The organism is Heyndrickxia vini (genome assembly GCF_016772275.1).
GTDB lineage: Bacteria > Bacillota > Bacilli > Bacillales > Bacillaceae_C > Heyndrickxia > Heyndrickxia vini.
In genome coordinates this window covers 4,244,446-4,264,537 of sequence record NZ_CP065425.1, presented here as the reverse complement: position 1 = coordinate 4,264,537, position 20,092 = coordinate 4,244,446, and the positions used below count along the sequence as shown (strand labels likewise).

Genomic DNA, 20,092 nt, shown 5'->3' with positions numbered 1-20,092 from the left:
TAAATGTCTTCTGCATATTTGGATAACTACAATTTCAGGAGGTTTTGGTATTTGTTATCGAAATTAAAAGTCGTATATGCAAGGGTTAGTTCCGACCAACAAAATTTGGATATGCAACTTGAAGCGGCAAAGCCTTTCATTAAGGACTATCATCCGGATGAGATTATTTATTTAAGTGACGATGGTGTTTCAGCAACTAAGAAAAAATTAGAAGAGCGCCCTAAGATGCAAGAGCTGCTTGAATTGATTCGAAATGAACAAGTTGATACATTAATTGTTTACCAACGTGATCGACTGGCAAGGGATTTTTACGAATATTTGGAGATTATCCTGTTAATCTATACCTATAAGGTTAATGTGATTTTTACCGCAACAGGACATCTTCCTTTTAATCATGATTTAGAAAGTGGCATGTTTTCGGAAGGTGTGTTTGGAATGTTGAGCCAAATAGAAGGTATGAACATTGCAAATCGAACAGGAGACGCTTTTCAAAAAGCACCTCATAGTATCTTTGGTTATATAGTAGAAAGAAACAGTAATAGTAAAACGTACACTGTCAATCCTGAGTATAAAGCAATTATTAAACAATTATATAAGGATTGCCTTTCTGTTAAAAATTCAAAAGACTTAATTGAGCTCTTGTTGAGATATAAAAGCATTATTAAGCGAAAAGAGACTGATGTTTTTAATATTTTGATTAGACCATTTTATGCTGGCTATGTAGAAGTTAATGGTAACTATGAACGCCTAAGTCATGTACCAGCAATTATTACACTGGACCAATTTAAAGAGATTCAGGAAAAGTTGAAAGAATTAGCTCCAAACTTAAATCTTGGTACATTGAAAGATGATAAAATGCCACCGATTGTTCCGAGGTGCCATAAATGTAAAGAACCATTGGTAACTAATAGTTATTTGAAAACTGATATATTAAAATGTAAAAAACATAAAAAAGTATCTATTCACCGAGAGTTATTAGATTCACTAATTGACGAGGTTATGACTGATATAATTAAGAACACGGACCTTAATCAAATAGAGGAAAAAACGTTAGCTACATTAAAAAAATTACAATCAACCATAGTTAACAAAAAAGAAGGAATCCAAAGAAAGTTTGAACAAGTTCAAATGAAAATGTTAACTGGGTTGAATTTTGCAAAAGAGAAAAGTTTAGTTTACGAAATGGAACATACCTTGTTTGCCCTACAAGATGAATACCGTAAGCTTGTTGAAAACGAGGTTAAAATTGAAAAGTTAATTTCTGAAGTGAATCAGTTTGTAAACATCGTAATTCGTAAGTTAGAAGCGTTACCTTTTAATGAATATCGCGAAATTGTAATTAAATCTTTCATTAAAGATGCTTTTGTACACGAGGGATATGTAAATTTTGAATTATATTATTCAGACTTTTATAACTCAAATGCGGGGTGAGTGGAATGGTCGAAAAAGTTAAATATGCTTTAGGCTATTGCCGTCGTTCTAGTCTTAAACAAAAAGGGAATCACTCAATTGAGTTTCAAAAAGAAATTATTGAAATACATGCAAAACATATGGGATACGTCATTGTTGGTTTTATAATTGATGATGCAGTTAGCGCATTTAGAAACCCTGCAAGTAAAAGAAAGGGGATGCAACAATTATATCATTTAGTATTAAATGATAAAGCATCAGCTGTATTTTTCTATGATGAAACTCGAATTGATAGATCTATTGTTACATTTGTTAATGAGATATACAAGCCATTAATTCAACATAAACCTAATATCAAATTTTATTCTACATCATCTAGTCAAGAGTGGGATCCGTTCACTATTGATATTCAGTTTAAATTGCTAAATGCATCATATGAATCTGTTACTAAATCTCAGAGAACAATTGATAATCAAAAGGTCTTAGTAAATCAAGATAAGCGTCCTGGAAGTCGAACTCCATTTGGCTTAAAGAAAATTCCTAGTTCAGAAAATCAGTATGAAACATTTGTTGAGGATGAGAATGCAGACATCGTAAGGTTTATTTACTTTTTATATTCATGGGGGTATAGCATACAGCGTATAGCTGATACTCTCGATAAAAAAGTACCAGCTCCTGGAGGGCAATTGTGGCATAAGAATACTGTTGAAGGAATACTAAAGCGATCAATTTATCTAGGAGATAATGTTTGGGGTGAATATAACAAGTATCAAGATGACCTGTTTGAAAAAAAACCTATTTATACTCCAGTTATTGTACCAGAATTACACGAACTTGTGGAACAAGCAAAAGGGTTGGAAAAGAAACATGGTCAATTTAGTACCCCTTATACTTTTCGTTCAATTGCTTACTGTGAGAATTGCAAAGTGCAATTAAAAACTAGAGATGATGGGCCGAAGAAAACAAAAGCCAAACGAAAGTATCAGAATTACATTTGCCCTAATTGCAAGCAGAAAGCAGAATTAAGTGCAATTCATGCCGCTGTTAATCAAGTTTTTACTAAACACTGGGCAATATCACTAAGTAAAATGGAACAAATCGGACTAAACAAGTTAAAAGAGATGGAAAAAATATTGGAAAAAGAGTTGGATAAATTAAATACTTCGTATGAATTGCTTAAATACAATGAATCAATGATTCCAAGTCTTGAACTGAAATCTTCCATAAATAAGCATATTGTTCAGGTAAAAGAAAAGCTGAATGATAAAAGAAAAGCTATTTCTGCGACGCAAAAACAAATTACAAACTTAATTGAAGATAAAAGAGCTTTACGATTAACTCTACACTTGTCTCTTTCGAATTCATTTGATAAATTAACGGGTGTCGAAAAAAGAATGATTGCCCTGACGTTTATTGAAAAAGTTATCATTAACATGAAAACCATGAAGGTTGACATTGATTTTAGACTTCACCCATTCATTGAATTAGAAAATAAAGTGGGTCAGCTTACCGAAATAAATAATATTAAGATGGATGCCTAACCGAACTATTTCAATAATGATTTTCAACTGATTTATTGAAACCTACCGAAAGCCTATGAAATCACAATGTTTTCAGCATATGCATTCGGTAGGCTGCACGATTAGGGATACCAAGTCGTGCAGCCTACCGAATGGTAATGACCAATGATGTGCAAGATACCGATTTTGTAATTAAATGTGTACTTTTTCTTTACACCAGTATTTATGCAAGCTATCATGAAATTAAGAATTAAATATTGAAAAACGGAAGCACCGTTAACTCACTTTTGAAGAATTATTCAAAGGTGAGTTGGCGGTGCTTTTTTATTTGAACAAACAGTTTTGGGATGAAAAATCGAGGAGGAATTTAATTGTATAATGTTTTATTAAAACCTAGAAAACAAAGAGCCATTGTATATATTAGGATAGCATGTAAGGAATATTTTATATGCCCATTACTATTAACCCAAAATGTTAAGGCTAGTCAAACTATGAGCAAATATGATTATAAAATTCTTTCAAAAGCTCATAGTCTTATTAAAAAAAATTTTTTAATAATTAAAAGGTACTTATGCTCGCCATATAATTTGAAGTGATTTATCATAAAAAGAGGAAATTTAAAACCTAATATGTATTAAAGCTTATAAACTGCGCGGAAGTACCGCTAGCAATCTGTTGAGGAAATTTCTTTTTTTCGACTATTGTTAGTGGTGCTTTTTTATTTAGCCGACTTATTAATCTAGTCATTCATTGAGGTGGGCTTGAGGTACATTTCATTATTCAAGAACATAACCATTTTGATAGAGGTGTTACTAATGAAAAAAAACATACAACTTGATTACAAACAACATTATGAATCAGTTTTAACTACTGAAGTAGATTTGGAGGAGGTTAAGGCATTAGATTTTTTACACTGCTTTTCAGATTTAATAATTAAATATTCGAATCAAATAGAAATGAATCTTAGAAGTAAAAGCGAGGAAACAACTTAATGAGGAAAAAAAGAGCTGTTGGTTATAAAAGAAGAAGTCCTCGATCAGAAAAGGACTTTGGAAACACGTCTTTGGAAAAACAAGAGGATGAAATTATCAATTATTGTAATAAAAACAACATAGAACTAGTTGATATTTATGTCGATGATTTAAAGTCAGGTAGTTCATTTAAAGGTAGAGACGGTTTTATTGAAATGTATAACAGAGTGCTAAAAGAAGAAGAGGAAATAGATTATATCATTGTCTATAAGCAAGATAGACTCTCTCGTGATTCGTTAGATACATTGTATTTAATGAAGAAACTAAACCAAATTGACAAACATATTATATCAATAGCCGATAGCATTAATACAGAGGATTCTACAGCTAAGATCCTTGTTCATGTTTTAGCTTTAGTCGCCGAATTAGAAAGGGAATTTATCACGTTTCGAACGAATTCGGGAATGGAAAAAAGAGCTGAAAATGGAGACTTTCTTGGCGGGAAGAATTATGGATATGAAGTTATAAATAAGAAATTATCAATACTTCCTGAGGAAGCGAAAGTTGTTAAATATATTTTTGATAAGTACTCCTTAGAAAAGTGGGGATATAAAAAGATTGCTGCAAACCTTAATGTTCAAGGAATTAAGACTAAAAATGGAAAAGAATGGACAGTTAATGCAGTTAAAACGGTACTTGAGAACCAGCGGTATATAGGGAATAGCAAATGGCGAGGGGAATATACAAAAGGGCAACATACTCCAATCATTGAAAAGTCTTTGTGGGATGAAACAAGGAAGGTTATGCAAGTAAGAAGTTTCACACCCCGAAAGGTACATCCAGGATCTTTCCCATTGAGTGGAATACTTAAATGTCCACAATGCTTGGGACCAATGGTTCAAGGCAACAGTGGTCCGAAATATAAGTATTATCAGTGCAATAAAAATAAAAACAGTGGTAGTAGTGTGTGTTCTTCCAATCTTATTAAAAAGGAGTATGCTGAAGAATTTGTACTTAAGGATTTCTTACAACATTTCAAGGAAAAAGTTTCACCATCCGCTATTTACTCTGTTACACAGTCAATATTGGACTATGAATTAAATCCTTTAGAAAAGGAAGCTAGTAATCTAAAAAAGCAGATAGAAAAGTTAGAAAGAGAGATGTTAAAAATAATGGAACACTCTAGTGACCCATCTCTTAATCTAGATGCCGATATGATAAAATCCCATTTAGCTGTAAAACAAGATGAAATAAACAAAATAAAATCTGCGCTTGCTGACATTACTAAGCAAATTGAGCTAAAACAAAATGAGTCAATAATGGACATTATAGAATTTTCTATTAAGAACTTTGAAGACTTTTACCATACAATCTCTGATGACGAAAAGAAGATATTTTTTCATTCTGTAATTAAAGAAGTTCATGTAACTCAAGGAAAAAAAACAAAGGATCGACGCATAAAAGATGTTATATATCATTTTGATTTTGAAAATCTTAATAACATAAAGTAATGAAACGGTTGGTACCGTTTTCTAATAATAGAAGTCCCAATGCGAAAGAGGAAGTACCCAATACTCAACCAATAGGATACTTCCTTCCATTCTTCAAGATCTTCTCTTCTACAATCTCTTTAACATCCAACCTAAGGTCAGAACACAACATCAATGAGTAGATTAAGACATCCGCGATTTCTTCACGGATGTTTTCTTTCTTTGTTTTAAGTGCTTCCTCGCTACTAATCCATTGAAAGTCTTCTAGTAGTTCGGCTGCTTCAATAGAAATAGAGATAGCAAGGTCTTTGGGATTATGGTATTGTCTCCAGTTACGCTCATCTCGGAATCTGTTAATTTTATTGATTAAGTATTGAATATCGCTCAAGCCTTTCTTCTCCTTTCTAACTCTAATAGATGTCTTCTTAAAATAGGGTCTGTAGCATAAATGTATAGGCCGTGAATGCCTCTCTTCATTAAAACGTTGATGGAATTGAGGATGATTTCTTCCTTAATTTCTTGGTTCTTCTCTGGTGATAAGTCAGAGCGTGAAGCGAATGCCCCTGTATCTTTATATTTAGATGTATCGATAACTAATTGGTCTTCATCTTCATTATAGCTAACCGAAGGGCCAAGAACTACACCGACATAGTTAAGATCAAAGCCTTGAACAGTATAGATGGAACCTACTTCTCTAATGGATTCAGGATTCTCAGCCCATGCCACATTATTCATGGTGTTATTCCAAGGCATATTTATTCCATCTTCATCGACAATGTAAGTTTTCTTATCTTTTTTATGTAAGTAATCAAAGGTTGAAACAATACGTGATAGACCTACTTCATTATTCTTACATTCTAAAGCACTTTTAAACGATTCAGCATCTTTAAATATTTTTAGTTCAAAGGAAGATCCTGTTTCTGCTGGTAATGGAAGAACCTCTTTGGCAATAAAACGATTAATCCACTTCATTGTTTCAGGGTTAGCATTCATCCGCATTTGGTCTGTAAGTTTGACATTTTTGGCTGAATAGTGATTTGTAATTTCCTCAAGTAAGCGTTCGTTCCAGTAGCTTTTAATCTTTAATACTTGCTTTGGGTCAAAGATGACGATGGTAATCTTGCTACGTTTAATAATTTCATCCAACTGATTTTTATAGTTAAAATTGTTATAGCTATCTTCCTTTGTTAATAGAAGATGTGCTTCGTCTATGAGAACAATATCTGCTAAAGCTTCTGACTTCGTTTTCTCATTAATAAACGGTGTTGGCTTCATGAGATTCTTTTTCTTTATATTCGGCAAGCTGTTGGCAATATTTTTATACGTCTTCAGCATCTCGCCATTATTCACAAGCAAGTAATTGTCGGTTCCATGCAGAAGAGAGCTACTATCCTTTGATAAATCCTGAAGAGTGTTAAACAAAGAGCTTAATAGGACACTTTTACCCGTCCCAGCATCTCCTTCAACTGTAATCACATGGTTGCCTTCTAATTTGATATGTTCCTTACAGAAATCAAGAATTTTATTTTTAATATCCAGCTGCAGAGGTGATAATTCTTTATAAGGTGATAGTTTATAAATATCTTTGTTCCGAAGGTTTTCCAGGGTATCACTCACAATTTTCTCCTCACGAAGCTTCTCCCAAATTGCTTGAAAAAGATCTTCATTATAGAATGATTTCTCATAATAATTGTGCATTTCCCTTGAGCTAGTCTGGCTAACATTTTGTAGTTGATAGTGATTATCAGCAATGAAATAGTTAATCAAATTTGACTCAATATTATACGTTGCTGATTGATTAAACTTCTCATGTCCAATTAGGATAGTGCGATTTAAATCTTTTCTCCGATTATCCTCTATATGATTCTTTAACCTTCTTGTAGCATGAACGGTTTGACCAATATAAGCTGATGGCCTGTTTTTCTCATTATATAGAATATAGACGATAGGATAATTATTTAGATGAACTGTCTTAACGGTATAATCAGAATCCCGTGTAAAATCTCTCTTTTCATATACTAATTCACACATGTTTGTAGCCCCATTATCTCTTTTTAAGATAATAGTATCATAAATCACGTCTGATAATTAACAATTTATGGATTTATAGGAGTATCTAGTATATTATGAAAGTAGTACAACTTGTTAGTTTAAAAGTCGTAAAAAAAGAACACAAATGGATTAACTAGGGTACGGTCTAAATAGTTTTTATCATAAAAATGAACCGCTAGACCCGTCCCCTTGGGAGAGCCTATTTGGACTCTTACAAATATAAATAGGTTTAAAGCGATATTTGTAGAAAATCCAGATGAGTCTGGAGAAAACTTTGATAGTAATTTAAGAAATAGCCAGAAAATGCAAATACGGGCTTCTGAAGATACCCCCCAATGCCGAATGGTCAGAGTACTCATTTTGAATCAAGGCTTACCCTCTTCAAAGCTGCATGATACTTACTTCAAATTCTTTTGTACGCACAAGTCTGCCAAGAAGTTTTCAGCTTTTATGTTTTAAAATAGAAAGGAAATTAAAGGAATTTGTCGAATCTTATCAAAAAGGCATTGATAGAGGTGGTATTATTGAAAAGTTTTCAGGATAAAACAAATGCAGAAGATAAATCAATAGGCTTTGATTATCAATATTATTATTTTCTTTATCTATTACTAGGTCTGGAAGAAGGCCAGAAAATAGGTATTGAAGTTAAAGACGATGTACATATCGATTTGAATGATGGTTCGCAAGTCTTACTGCAATTGAAACATTCAATACAAACTAATGCTTCAGGAAAAGCTGTTAATCTAACTGAACGGGACAGTGACTTGTGGAAAACACTTTCTAATTGGGTCAATATAATAAATGATCCGTTAGGTGGGAGGTCAAAAAGTGATGAGCAACTTGCTTTTATAGAGCAAACTTCTTTCATACTCGTTTCAAACAAGGCTAGTAATGAGAGTAACAAATTCCTTCAAAAAATTAAATGCTTTAAACAGAAGTCAATTAATATTTTGGAAGTAAAGGGATACTTAGAGGATTTACAATCAACCACCGCTGATGAGGATATTAAGAAGTATGTTGAATCGCTTAAAAAACAAACACAAAAGTGGCTTACTAAGTTTCTTACTAAACTTGAATTTGAACTAGATCAAGACGATTTGATTTTAAAAATAAAAAGCAGAATCAAAGGGAAACAGGTAAAAGAATCAAAAATTGAGGATGTATTTAATGCTGTGGACAGTAATTTAAGACAACGTAACTACATCAATACTAAATCGAAAGTTAAAAATGTAATTAGCTTTGAAGAGTTTTACCATGATTATCATTTATACTTTGATAAAGGTAGAAATGAAAAGTTACCCATAAATAAAAACCCCATTCACTTTGATAAGCCTATAGAACAACAAGTATTTATTAAACAACTTATTGACATTTTAGCATTAGATAAGACTGCAACTTCGGAAATGCTTAGGCTTGCAAGTTCTATGTTACAGATCAATAACCATTTGAAGGAATGGCTTAATAGAGGACTTATAGTGCAGGAACAAATCGATGAATTCAACAATGACTGTATCGCAAGGTGGAGAAATTGTCATGACGAAGTTCATCGGGAAATTAATGTGGATTTAAAAATGTTTGGAACAGCGCCCTCAGAAAAGGATATCGTATTAGCTGCTCTGAAATGCTTAGACGCTGTTAGAAAAAATGAACTTGTCTTTGATGAGACAGCGCTTGATACTGAATTGAGTAATGGTCAATTTTATTTGTTGTCCAATGAGCCCTTAATTGGGTGGCGAATTGACTGGGAGGAAAAGTATGAGCATGATGACCCCAAAAAATCTATATAATAATGAAATGATTGGTGCAATAGCTATTTATTCAGTACTTTTTCATTTACAAACCATAAGCGTCGCTAAATCAATGCTTATATTCCCTTTTATTTCGCATCAAGGCACACTCGATTTCTTGAAAAACAACAACACTACCTTGCGTAGTCTTGAGGAATTTATAATTAAAAAGCCCGATTTCTTTTCAAATTATAACGACCGTTACTATTCACTTCTGACTTTGTCAGTGAATTCAATAATATTACTTAAAGAGATAGAACTTATAAGAATAGAGAATTCTGAAATTTCTATTAACCCAGAAAAAAAACTTGCAATAAACAAAGAGGCGTATGGACTAAGAGCGTTCAATATTTCAATAGCTGGGAAAAAATTATCAGAAATTCTTAATGACAATGATAAGAACCTATACCTACAATTGAAGGTGAAATTATGAGATTCGTAATTAATGAAATAAATTTGTGGCTCAAAAATAAAAAGATACGTTCAATCCCCTTTTTTGAGAACAAAATAAATGTAATTACAGGTGAAAGTGGTACAGGCAAGTCCGTAATTATTGATATTGTAGATTATTGTTTCTTTGCCAGTAAAACAAAAATACCTGATGAAAAAATTAATGAGAATATCAATTGGTACGGTCTTAAATTTGAGATAAACGATAAGCAATATGTAATTGCTAGAGGGGCGTTAAGTGAAAATCGAAAAGTAAGTTCATCATACTATTTCTCCCCAATCGGTGATGTTCCAAATGAGCCTACTCCAAACATTACCGAAGATGAATTAAAAGCTGTAATTGAAAGGGAGTTTTCGATTGATAGCAATGTAACTATTCCATACAGTGGGAAAAAATTAAAGGCTGGAAGTAAAATATCGCTACGATATTTCTTTTTATTCAATACACAATCTGGAGATACTATTGACCATAGTGAAGTTTTTTTCGATAAACAAAATGATGAAAAATACAAAGAAGCCCTTCATAGAATATTTGACCTAGCTATTGGAATTGATACCGTTAATAACATAATAATAAAGGACAAGATTAATACATTAGAAAAAGACATTTTGAAATTGGAGCGACGAAAAAATGCTATCTTAAAAGAAAATAGTGTATTTGATAGTGAGCTAAGATCAATAGTTAAACAGGCAAAAGAATACGATTTAATTTCACTTGAAACAAATAGCTTAAATGAGGATATAGGTAACTTACAGCATGTAGTTGAAAATGTTCAATTTTTAAATACATCCGAAAATATGAAGGAGCTTGAAAGATTACAAAAAAAGAAGAATGAAATCAAGCATAAAATTAGAAGTTATAATAAATTTAAAAATGAGTATAGTGGATTCAAAAAACTTCAGTCGGAGACATTTGAAAGTCTCAAACCAGTAGATCATCTAAGAGAAAATTACGGACATCTTATACAACATCCTATTCTTACTGAATTGCTTGATTTTCTTGAAACTGAAATGAATAAGATTAAAAAGGATATAAGTAACAAAAGGCCATTTGACATAAATTTAGATGATGATCTTAAAAAACTAACAAAGCAACTTGATGAAATTCAAAAAGATATAGATAAAGTTCCGCAAAATAAAAAATCTTTTAACACAGAAATTGAAAAATTCGTATTCATTGGGGAAATAAAATCTAAATTAAGGTTATTTAAACATGGAGATCAAGAGATTTTCAATGAAGAGGATCTAGAAAAAAAGAAAGATGAACTTGAACAACTTAAATCAAAACTTGAGACAGAAATTATTGATAGAAGTTTAGTTATCAGGTTGCTAGAAGAACTTGTTCAAAGATATCTAGACAAATCTTCTAATGCACTTGGAATCTACAAGGATTATCAATCTGTATTTGATTATAAAACCAAGGTTTTACAGTTGAAAAAACCTACTGCACTTGTCCCTTCTGTTGTAGGAAGTAGTTCAAATCATATGTTTATGCATCTTTGTTTTATGCTTGGAATACATGAGTTGATAATAAAACAAGGTGCTCCTTATGTTCCAAGTCTTCTAATCTTGGATCAGCCTAGTAGACCATATTACGGTGAGGAAGGAAACAAGAAAAACACAAAAAAATGGTCACAGATACCACAAGATGATAGAACCAAAATAACGATTGCTTTTACCGTCCTTAACAACTTTATAACTCATATTAATGAAGTATATGGCCAAACGTTTCAGATGATAGTATTTGAACACATTCCAGAGTCAATATGGAAGTCTGCCAATTTAAATAATGTTATCTTAGTCGATCAAGAATTTAGGGATGGTAATGCTCTTATTCCAGACGAACTTTTATAAAAGGTATGAAAATCATCCAGTATGCTAGCATTATATCTTTGAGAAACATTAGCTAAGTTACATGTTATTACCTTAATTTGATTCCCAAAAACCTTTATTATCAACCTTTTTTTAAAAAAATCTTTAGTCCCTTTTTTTAAAAGAAGATAAAATTTATATAAGGGCTGTGTTACATGAATAAATATAATAAATTTCTAACTGATTTATTTAAGGAGCAATCTAATGTATTAGTTGCTCATGATTTAATTGAAAAATTAGTAACTGAGTTTGAAGTTACTTATAATTATGCACGTCAACTAATTAGCCGAGCGGTTAAAGAAAAAATCATAAAATCTAGCGAGCCATTTAGCTTTGAAAAAAGACAATATTTTTATATGAATCAAAACAGAAATGTTGATGTAAGAGCATTGCTTGATATAAGTCGAAAATATCGCAAGCCATTGTTCAGATTGCTTACGCTTCTTTCACGTACAGGTGGAATTTGTTCTTATTATGAAGCAGTCAAGATTACAGCAACGCCAATGACTAATAAAGAAAAGTATCGCGTTATTTCGTTAGAAGATGAAATAAAACGATTAAATGATAACAAGATCATTAAGAAGATTGAAGATAAGGAGACTGGAATTCCTTTTTTAGTATTATTAGAAGATCAAATGGATGTTGAAGATTCTTTTGTCATAAGACAAAAAATAAAAGCCCATCTTGCTAACATGAAGCGGGATGTCATGTTTATAAACGATATTATTAGATGGCTGGTTAATCATGGATTTATAACTGATAGGGTATCTTATCGGAGAAAAGATAATCCCAATTTAGGGGCTATTAGAAATGATTTTCCTTTTGATGCAACAACCATTTCTAAGACCACGGGTTTTACCTTAAATACAGGTAAATTAGATGAGGATTATACAATTGTTGTAATGGAAATTCTGATTTATCGTACTTATGAAAAAATCGATTTAGAAGCATTTTATGAGCGTATTCAGTCAATAAGACATAGCACAATACAAGAAAGCGCTCGTAAAGTAATGCCGATTATTTTTTATCTTGATGTAGATGAAAACGTTAAAAGGGAAATGAATAATTTGCATATTCTAAACTTCTCACTTAAGTCAATAATGGGAAGTAATATCGTTCAGGTTATTGAAAAGTACAGAGATATGAAAAGAATAATTGATGAAGCATTCATGATAGATGAAGAAACTAGTAGTTCAGTTATTGAAAAGATCGGAGAATCCCTAACAGTTATTGAGGAGTCAGGTCAAACGGAGAATTTACAAAATCTAAAGGGAGATTTGTTTGAGACATTAATGTATACTGTTTTATCGAATTTATTTAAAGGAGCACATATAGAACACTCAAAAATTATTAAAAGTATTGATGATCCTAAAAAATCCTATGAGTTCGATGTTATCGTTCGCGATAACAATGAAGATGAAATTGTAATTATTGAATTAAAGGGATTAAAAAATTCCACTATAATTAATTTAGGAGATACCAGTACACCAAATTCTATACGTTGGTTTTTTGGTAAGACATATCCAATTGCCAAAGCATATTACGAAAAAAACTCCGAGTATGATAAGTCGAAAATAAAAGGTTGTTATATTACTAGTGCTAATTTTTCCCAAGAAGGCATGCAAAAATTGAAAGAATTAAATAATAGTGATAAAATTAAACCTTCATTTTTTGATTGTTATTATGATAGAAAGAAATTGCTTGTTTTATTGAAAAATCATAATAATTTGAAATCATTAAGAAATAAAACAGGGTTTTTAGAGATTTTGGAAAAGTACTATTTAGTAGAATCAAATTAAAGTTCGATATGGTGACAATATTTTATTTTGAGCAAACACTATTCCTTGGGACACGTAATAATTTATTTTTGTTGTCACTGTCTACTCGCCACATGTGGGGTACGTGAATAATGATAACAGACTATCTTCTTGAAACTGCTAACATTTTGGTAACGCTATCTCATGAAAAACGGTAAATTTCTGTTAATGTTGTTAACCTCAGATTCCCTAATTCCATGATATACTGCACTTATAGCACAAATTGTTAAGGAGATTACAGATTTTTACCTTAGAAATTGCATGAAGTAATTAGTTATTACTATCAAATCATTGGTGTAGACAATATAATACTTATAAGGCATTGGATAAATTAAATGTATTCCAATGCCTTAATTTTTGCCTCTTAAATAACTACGGTGAACCGTATCATAAGTAAGTGAGGTTAATTTTAACCTCATAAAAGGTAATGAAGTGGCTTGCTGAGTAGCAAGCTTTTTTTTGAAATTCCTCTTGACCTTAAAGTAGCTTTAAGCTGTAACATTGAGTATAGGAGGTGTAATAGTTGAGTAAGTTCATGACAATACAAGATTTCTCAGAAAGAACGGGTGTCTCCAAAAGTGCATTAAGATATTATGAGTCAATAAATTTACTACATTCTGTAGAAAGAAACTCCAGTGGCTATCGAGTTTATTCGGATGATCAAGTGGAAAAGATTAAGTTGATCTCCAGTTTGCGGTTGGCTGATGTACCGATTAAGGATATTCAAATGTATTTAAAGGAAGATGATGATAAAATTCGGCAGAAAATGATGGATAGTTGGATCCAAATGATAAAGGCAAGGTTAGATATCTTGAATGTAAGTTTACGATATTTAGAAAGCGATTCAGCCAATAATCAATTTTATCTAATTGAAAAAACTGCGGAAACGATTGTATGGTTCTTAGCAGAATCTAAAACCGGAAAGTTTGGAGAATATTTTATTAAAAGAGGTAAAGAACTTGAGAAATTAAACATTCCGATTAAAAGTTGTTATTTAAAATATCTATCCGGAAAAGATTTGATCAAAGCACAAATTGGTTTTGGTGTACCATCTGCCATTCAAACAAGCAGACTAACTGAAATAGGTATAATCGAACAAATGGCTTCGTGTATTTGTATTGCTTTACCCTTCCATGAACCGATAACGGAAATTCAAAAAGGCTATCAAAAATTAATAACCTATGCAAACGATAATAAATGGATTCCAACAGGTTCCGTACTAGAATGGTATCGTGGAGATGATTTCACGGATATCAATTTAATAATGCCAGTCACTCAAATGAGTAAGAGGGGAGATATGTAAAATGGATCTAAACGAAGAGTTGATTGTTAGAGTAGTAGATTTAAAAGGGGACTATTATCAAATTGGCTTGGAACTGGGGAAGGAACTAATGTCATTGCCAATCTCAAACCATCTTGATCAAATGAATGAATTGACAAAGAATTCTAATACACAAAAGGCGAAGGAATTAATAAAGGATGTTTCACCGAATTTATTTCAAGAACTAAAAGGTATGGCTGTGGGATTGGGTATGGAATTAGATTCGACTATTAAACTTTTTAGTGGATATGATGTAGTGTTTCCCGAAATGGGTTGTACTACATTAGTAAATGATGGCTATTATGTTCGTAATTATGATTTTAGTCCGGAAATGTATGATGCAAGAATTGTATTTATGAATCCAATAGATGGCTATGCTAGTGTAGGCTTTAGTCAGCAAGTAATCGGGAGACTTGATGGAATGAATGAAAGAGGCCTTGTTGTAGGGTTGCATTTTGTAAATAATAAACATAGTGAAGAGGGATTTATTGCGACTACTATTGTCAGAATGCTACTCGAACAGTGCTCGAATATTGGAGAGGCAATAACCTTTATCACCAATATCCCCCATGGCTATTGCTACAATTATTCCATCACAGACCAAAGTGGAAAAAGTGTCCTCATAGAAGCTTCTCCACAACAGCAGGTAGAAAATTTTACAAATCCTCTAATTTGCACAAACCATTTTGAATCAGAAACTTTAAAGAATAAAAACAGGACACAGGTATATGAGTCGATAAAACGAAAGGAGTATGTAAAATCTCTAATAACCGAGGGTCTATCTCCTATGTCTGCTTATCATCATTTTAATGATGGAAATTCCCCATTATTTTTTAAACATTATAAAGAGTACTTTGGTACGTTGCATACCGTTGTATATTCGCCTGAGGATTTAAGCGTAATCATTGGAGTTGGCGAAAATAGTAAACCGATGGTGTTTTCTCTTAAAGAATATATTGATGGAGGATTGATTCTTCCTGAATATATAAAAGGGACAATAACAATCTAGATAAGAGGGAGATTTTTGGAGGAAGCTCCCGTTTTTGTTTTAGTTGTAGGGAAGGGTGTTTTTTTTGATTTGACCTTGAATTATATGCTAACTTAAAACTGCAGAACCATCCCCAGCTGAAATTATTTTTTTAAAATAGTATAAAAGTCGCGTAGTTTTTTATATAATCATGATGAAAACTAAAGAATGTTAAAGCATTTTTTTACAATGAGTGGTTATTTAACCTAGAAAACAAAGTTCAAAAAAACTGGGGTGCAATTAAATGTCAGAAGTAATCAACAACTTAGAAACGGTTGTGTTAAACCAAGTTTCACCGGAAATCATGGAAAGCGAGCCACAATTTGTTGAACCAATTGTTTCTTCCATTGTATATATATTAACTGCACCTTTTGATCTTAAAGATGCGTATGGACATGCGACATATGATTATTCTAATGATGAATTTGAAGTGGAAACTGTCAAAGTTATGAATGAAAGATTGCAGCAGATCATGGATACGCTGGAGACCACTCCTAGCAGTAAGCTTGGAAGGTTTATTATTAAACTTTACATGAATAGTTTAAGTGAACTTGCAAGTACATCCGAAAGTTGGAAACATCTATATAATGAAATTCACAAAGTGTTTGCAAGTTTAGATAATAAGTTATAAAAAATAGTAGGTGCCCTAAATTCTTACTTTTGGGGCACCTTTTTAAACCTCACAAAGATACATTGTGTTGAACCGTATCATAAGTAAGGTTCTTGATTAAAAATAACAGCACCCACCAAAGGGGCTGTTTTGTTAAGATGGAAAAATCACCTTTATGGTGAAATGAAATTCTTTTCAAAGGGCGAAAAATCATTAAATGATAGGTCTATCTCCTATTCCGAAACAATTAAGTTTGTAGTTGTTTTTTTAAATTTATTTATAAAATCTTTTTTTATGTTGCCATCTGTAATGATGTGGTCAATTTTTTCAAGGGGAGCAATACCAATTGTTACATCTTTGCCAAATTTGGTGCTGTCTGCGGCAACAACATATACTTCTTTTGATAATTCAATCAATCTAACAGACCATGAAAGATGTATAGCTGTTGCTTTTATCTTAAACAGCTATACGTTTTCGCCCTTTGATTTATCAGAATATAAATTTTATTTAAAAAATAATATTGCAATTTGGGAATTTTGTGTTATGCTAATTTTAGTTAGAGGTTAATCGATTAACTAAATGTGTTTTATGAAATAGGAGAGAAATAAAATGGCTACTTTAAAGGATATCGCTAAGCATGCAAAGGTAAGTACATGTACTGTTTCTAGATATCTCAATTCCAATATTGTCGTAAAAAAGGAAACGGAAGACAGAATTGAAGCGGCGATTAAGGAATTAGGCTATGTTCCTAATGTCATCGCCAAATCATTAAAACAACAAGTGACTTCCAATGTTGCGGTGATTTTACCTAAATTGAATCATCTGTATTATTCGGAGATTACTTCTGGGATCAGTCAGACATTGGCTGAACATCAATACAATATTTTTATCTATGAAGTGGATAATCTTCATTTAAGTGAAGATGATATTCTAAATCTCATGAGAGAGAATATGGTGGCTGGTATTATTTTTATTGGATTATTTCCGGATACATCTTTTAAAGAGAAAATTAAAGAGGATGTTTTAGGTTGGAAGATTCCAGTCGTGTATGCGAATAGATGTATACCTTATGAAGGTTTTCCACTTTTATATCCTGACTTAGTAAAAGCGAGCAAAATCGGTACAGAACATCTGATTAAAAAGAAGAAGGAAAACATTGCTTTTATGCATAAGCCTTTACCGAAGCATTTGCTGAAATACTTTTTAGATGGGTATAGGCAAGCAACAAATAGTGGTCAGGAGCCAATGTTAATAGAAATACCTGATGACAAAAATGTTATCAAGGATTTTGTACCCAAACTTATTGAACATCAGATTAATGGCGTGTTTGTGCTTGATGAGAAAAGCGCGGTCTACTTAACGAAAGCATTTGCCAAGTCCAATATACAAATACCTGGGGATATTTCCGTGCTTAGTCTAGGTAATTCACTTATTTCGGAAATCTCAACACCGGAACTCACATGCGTCGATTTACAAAACTGGGTGTTGGGACAAAAGAGTGCGGAAATTATTTTGAATCAAATTTCGAATAAAAAATTTGAGGATGTTACCGTAGTGGAGCCATTTATTGTAGAACGTGAATCTGCCTGATTTCTTTTAAAATAAATCAGGCTGAATCACCCCCTTTTCAAACTTGTAAGGGGTTACACGTATAATGGTTAATCGATTAACTTCTTTTGAAGACTAACTGCAAATGGTAATATCCTTTATTTTTTAAAATTTAGTTAATCGATTAACCAAATAGTTTAAAACGTTTACTTATAAAAATTTCGTCTAGAAGGGAAGATTTCACATGCAAGAAACAACTAATCAATTAGAAAAAGTTCAAACTATTTTTCGTATCCTCGAAGGAAAAGCAGAAGCAGACTTACTCATGAAGAATTTAAACATTTTAGACGTGCATGGAGAAACTGTGTATGAGGGGTCTTTGCTTATTTATGACAAAAGAATTATTGCACTCAATCCAGATGAATCTATTATTCAAGTAAAGGATGTCTTCGATGGGCAGGGATTATATGCAATTCCGGGATTAATAGATGCACATCTACATTTTGAATCACAATTAGCCCACCCTACAGCATTAGCTGAAGCGATGGTTCCAAATGGTACCACAACTATTTTTGCAGAATGTCTCGATCTTCTTAGCGCGGCAAAAGAAGATGGCATCAAAGCAGCAACAGAACTTTTTGAAGGCTATGAAAAACTACCATATCGCTTGTTTGCATTGGCACCCGGAAAGAAAACAGACCCTGACGTTACAAAAGCAGTATTGGAAATGGCCCCAGTCATTGGACTTGGTGAATTAGATCATTTTAAATATAGTAAAGGTGATATAGAGGATTTTCAAAAATTAGCATGGGCAAGAGAAAAAGGTGTATTTATTGATGGACATTGGGGGTTAACCGCACTTTCCGATATGATGCTAAATTATTTACCTGCTGTGGGTGTATCTAATAATCATGATGTATGGAATGAAAAGGATATTGAAAAAAGTATTCGTTATGGTTTCCCAACACAAATAAAATTTGGCGTAGGCAGTAGTGAAGTTATTAAAACGTTATTACGTGCGATTGTCGACCGTAAATTTCCAACAGACAATTTTATGCTCTGTACAGATAATATTTCAGTGGAAAGACTTCTTAAAATGGGGCATATGGATTGGATTATTTCCTATTGTGTTGAGATGGGCATCAACCCGATTAAAGCTATTAAAATGGCATCCTATAATACTGCAAAATCATTTCATATGGATCATGAAATCGGATCCTTAACACCAGGGCGTTATGCAGACATTGTATTAACAGACAGTTTATCAAATATTAATCCACTTTACGTATTTAAAGATGGGGATTTAATTGCAAAAGATAAAAGGTTACTAAAAAATGCGGATAATGACTATTCAGGCATGTGTACAGAAGCAGTCAGAGGTTTAGATGACTTAACACCGGAACAGTTAGATATTGAACCATTAGAAATATCGGAAGACGGCACACGAGCAAAAGTATATTTATTTGATGTGTATGGCAGAGGACATGCAAACTTCTACCAAGAAATTTGGGTACCATTCAAAGATGGTGTGGTCATTCCAGAATATGAAGGAAAGTCTTATAGTAGATTATCCGTCATTCAACGATATGCAAATGGTAAGAGACATGTTGTGAACGGATTATTTAAAGGCGTCTATGTTGATCATGGTGCTGTTGGGACTACATGGCCGGCACCAACACCATATTTTGTCGTAGTTGGTCAAAATAGTGAAGAAATGTGTTACTGTGCGAAAGAAGTAGATAAATATTCAGGTGCTTGTATTGTTACAGATAACTTAGAAAACAAAAGTGTCATGCCTTTGGAAATCTATGGAGTAATGGCAAATATGACAGTAGATGAATTGACAGCCAGTGCAGACGCGATTGATGCAACGTTAGAAACGATGGGAAATCATAATGAAGGGGAACCTGTCGTTAATAAATTATTAAGTCTATTTATCTCACTACACCGTTTTCGTTTTATGGAAGAGTAACTGGACTGTGAGGTCCACACTTATAATGTTCCATCATTATCAGAATCATCTCCAAAGTTATTCGCTTATTTCGAAGTATACGACTTTTGGGATAGTCAGCTAGTTCACTAACATTTTATAATGATGGAAGATAGCAACTTCATTTTGTTACTTAGTTTTATAGAAACGATTAGTTTCCATAGTTAACAGATGCAAAATGTTCCACCCAAGATAGTAAATGATTGATTTACACTTACAAAATTTCT

At 32.5% G+C, this 20,092-nt stretch carries 16 protein-coding genes; 14 read left to right on the top strand and 2 right to left on the bottom strand.

All coding sequences use genetic code 11. The features are described from left to right. Positions 1–51 precede the first annotated feature (51 nt). The 4 genes from I5776_RS21100 (at position 52) to I5776_RS21085 (ending at position 5,412) form a co-directional block, all read left to right on the top strand. Positions 52–1,431 carry a recombinase family protein gene (locus tag I5776_RS21100; RefSeq protein ID WP_202778424.1) on the top strand — a complete coding sequence of 460 codons (1,380 nt, stop codon included), beginning with the start codon at positions 52–54 and terminating at the stop codon, positions 1,429–1,431. Positions 1,432–1,436: 5 nt separating this feature from the next. After that, positions 1,437–2,951, top strand: coding sequence for a recombinase family protein (locus I5776_RS21095; protein WP_202778423.1), 1,515 nt, complete (start codon positions 1,437–1,439; stop codon positions 2,949–2,951). 776 nt (positions 2,952–3,727) lie between these two features. Then, the gene (locus I5776_RS21090; protein ID WP_202778422.1) at positions 3,728–3,922 is read left to right on the top strand and encodes a hypothetical protein; all 195 of its coding nucleotides are present in this window, start codon (positions 3,728–3,730) and stop codon (positions 3,920–3,922) included. Next, positions 3,922–5,412, top strand: a complete 1,491-nt coding sequence (locus tag I5776_RS21085; RefSeq protein WP_202778421.1) for a recombinase family protein — start codon at positions 3,922–3,924, stop codon at positions 5,410–5,412. Before I5776_RS21090 ends, I5776_RS21085 begins: the two co-directional genes overlap by 1 nt. A 64-nt stretch (positions 5,413–5,476) precedes the next feature. Here I5776_RS21085 and I5776_RS21080 read toward each other — a convergent pair whose 3' ends face one another. Together I5776_RS21080 and I5776_RS21075 are read right to left on the bottom strand one after the other, a co-directional pair. Then, positions 5,477–5,779, bottom strand: a complete 303-nt coding sequence (locus tag I5776_RS21080; protein WP_202778420.1) for a nucleotide pyrophosphohydrolase — start codon at positions 5,777–5,779, stop codon at positions 5,477–5,479. Next, positions 5,776–7,422, bottom strand: coding sequence for a DUF2075 domain-containing protein (locus I5776_RS21075; protein WP_202778419.1), 1,647 nt, complete (start codon positions 7,420–7,422; stop codon positions 5,776–5,778). Before I5776_RS21075 ends, I5776_RS21080 begins: the two co-directional genes overlap by 4 nt. A gap of 545 nt (positions 7,423–7,967) precedes the next feature. On the opposite strand from I5776_RS21075, the gene I5776_RS21070 reads away from it, so the two are divergent. The 10 genes from I5776_RS21070 (at position 7,968) to I5776_RS21025 (ending at position 19,847) form a co-directional block, all read left to right on the top strand. Next, the gene (locus I5776_RS21070) at positions 7,968–9,230 is read left to right on the top strand and encodes a hypothetical protein (RefSeq protein ID WP_202778418.1); all 1,263 of its coding nucleotides are present in this window, start codon (positions 7,968–7,970) and stop codon (positions 9,228–9,230) included. Further along, positions 9,199–9,663, top strand: a complete 465-nt coding sequence (locus tag I5776_RS21065) for a three component ABC system middle component (RefSeq protein ID WP_202778417.1) — start codon at positions 9,199–9,201, stop codon at positions 9,661–9,663. The genes I5776_RS21070 and I5776_RS21065 overlap by 32 nt, the downstream gene beginning before the upstream one ends. Continuing rightward, on the top strand, positions 9,660–11,534 hold the full coding sequence (locus I5776_RS21060) for a DUF3732 domain-containing protein (protein WP_202778416.1): 1,875 nt from the start codon (positions 9,660–9,662) through the stop codon (positions 11,532–11,534). Before I5776_RS21065 ends, I5776_RS21060 begins: the two co-directional genes overlap by 4 nt. Before the next feature lie 173 nt (positions 11,535–11,707). Further along, entirely contained in the window at positions 11,708–13,351 is a 1,644-nt protein-coding gene (locus I5776_RS21055; protein ID WP_202778415.1) for a hypothetical protein, read from the top strand. Positions 13,352–13,892: 541 nt separating this feature from the next. Next, positions 13,893–14,672 carry a MerR family transcriptional regulator gene (locus tag I5776_RS21050; protein WP_202778414.1) on the top strand — a complete coding sequence of 260 codons (780 nt, stop codon included), beginning with the start codon at positions 13,893–13,895 and terminating at the stop codon, positions 14,670–14,672. A gap of 1 nt (position 14,673) precedes the next feature. Next, positions 14,674–15,699: a C45 family autoproteolytic acyltransferase/hydrolase gene (locus I5776_RS21045; RefSeq protein WP_202778413.1), complete on the top strand. Its 1,026-nt coding sequence runs from the start codon at positions 14,674–14,676 to the stop codon at positions 15,697–15,699. Positions 15,700–15,961: 262 nt separating this feature from the next. Beyond that, entirely contained in the window at positions 15,962–16,348 is a 387-nt protein-coding gene (locus I5776_RS21040; protein ID WP_202778412.1) for a hypothetical protein, read from the top strand. Between the two features lie 129 nt (positions 16,349–16,477). After that, a complete protein-coding gene (locus I5776_RS21035) occupies positions 16,478–16,894 on the top strand; it encodes a hypothetical protein (RefSeq protein WP_202778411.1) in 417 nt (138 codons plus the stop codon). A gap of 42 nt (positions 16,895–16,936) precedes the next feature. Further along, positions 16,937–17,917, top strand: coding sequence for a LacI family DNA-binding transcriptional regulator (locus I5776_RS21030; protein WP_202778410.1), 981 nt, complete (start codon positions 16,937–16,939; stop codon positions 17,915–17,917). 202 nt (positions 17,918–18,119) lie between these two features. Continuing rightward, positions 18,120–19,847 carry an amidohydrolase family protein gene (locus tag I5776_RS21025; RefSeq protein WP_202778409.1) on the top strand — a complete coding sequence of 576 codons (1,728 nt, stop codon included), beginning with the start codon at positions 18,120–18,122 and terminating at the stop codon, positions 19,845–19,847. Positions 19,848–20,092: the final 245 nt, after the last annotated feature.

Excerpts from the sequence above, each read along its gene's own strand:
- I5776_RS21075 (WP_202778419.1), bottom strand. The coding sequence starts at position 7,422 with ATGTGTGAATTAGTATATGAAAAGAGAGATTTTACACGGGATTCTGAT.
- I5776_RS21095 (WP_202778423.1), top strand. The coding sequence starts at position 1,437 with ATGGTCGAAAAAGTTAAATATGCTTTAGGCTATTGCCGTCGTTCTAGT.
- I5776_RS21045 (WP_202778413.1), top strand. The coding sequence starts at position 14,674 with ATGGATCTAAACGAAGAGTTGATTGTTAGAGTAGTAGATTTAAAAGGG.
- I5776_RS21030 (WP_202778410.1), top strand. The coding sequence starts at position 16,937 with ATGGCTACTTTAAAGGATATCGCTAAGCATGCAAAGGTAAGTACATGT.
- I5776_RS21055 (WP_202778415.1), top strand. The coding sequence starts at position 11,708 with ATGAATAAATATAATAAATTTCTAACTGATTTATTTAAGGAGCAATCT.
- I5776_RS21085 (WP_202778421.1), top strand. The coding sequence starts at position 3,922 with ATGAGGAAAAAAAGAGCTGTTGGTTATAAAAGAAGAAGTCCTCGATCA.
- I5776_RS21060 (WP_202778416.1), top strand. The coding sequence starts at position 9,660 with ATGAGATTCGTAATTAATGAAATAAATTTGTGGCTCAAAAATAAAAAG.
- I5776_RS21025 (WP_202778409.1), top strand. The coding sequence starts at position 18,120 with ATGCAAGAAACAACTAATCAATTAGAAAAAGTTCAAACTATTTTTCGT.
- I5776_RS21040 (WP_202778412.1), top strand. The coding sequence starts at position 15,962 with ATGTCAGAAGTAATCAACAACTTAGAAACGGTTGTGTTAAACCAAGTT.
- I5776_RS21065 (WP_202778417.1), top strand. The coding sequence starts at position 9,199 with ATGAGCATGATGACCCCAAAAAATCTATATAATAATGAAATGATTGGT.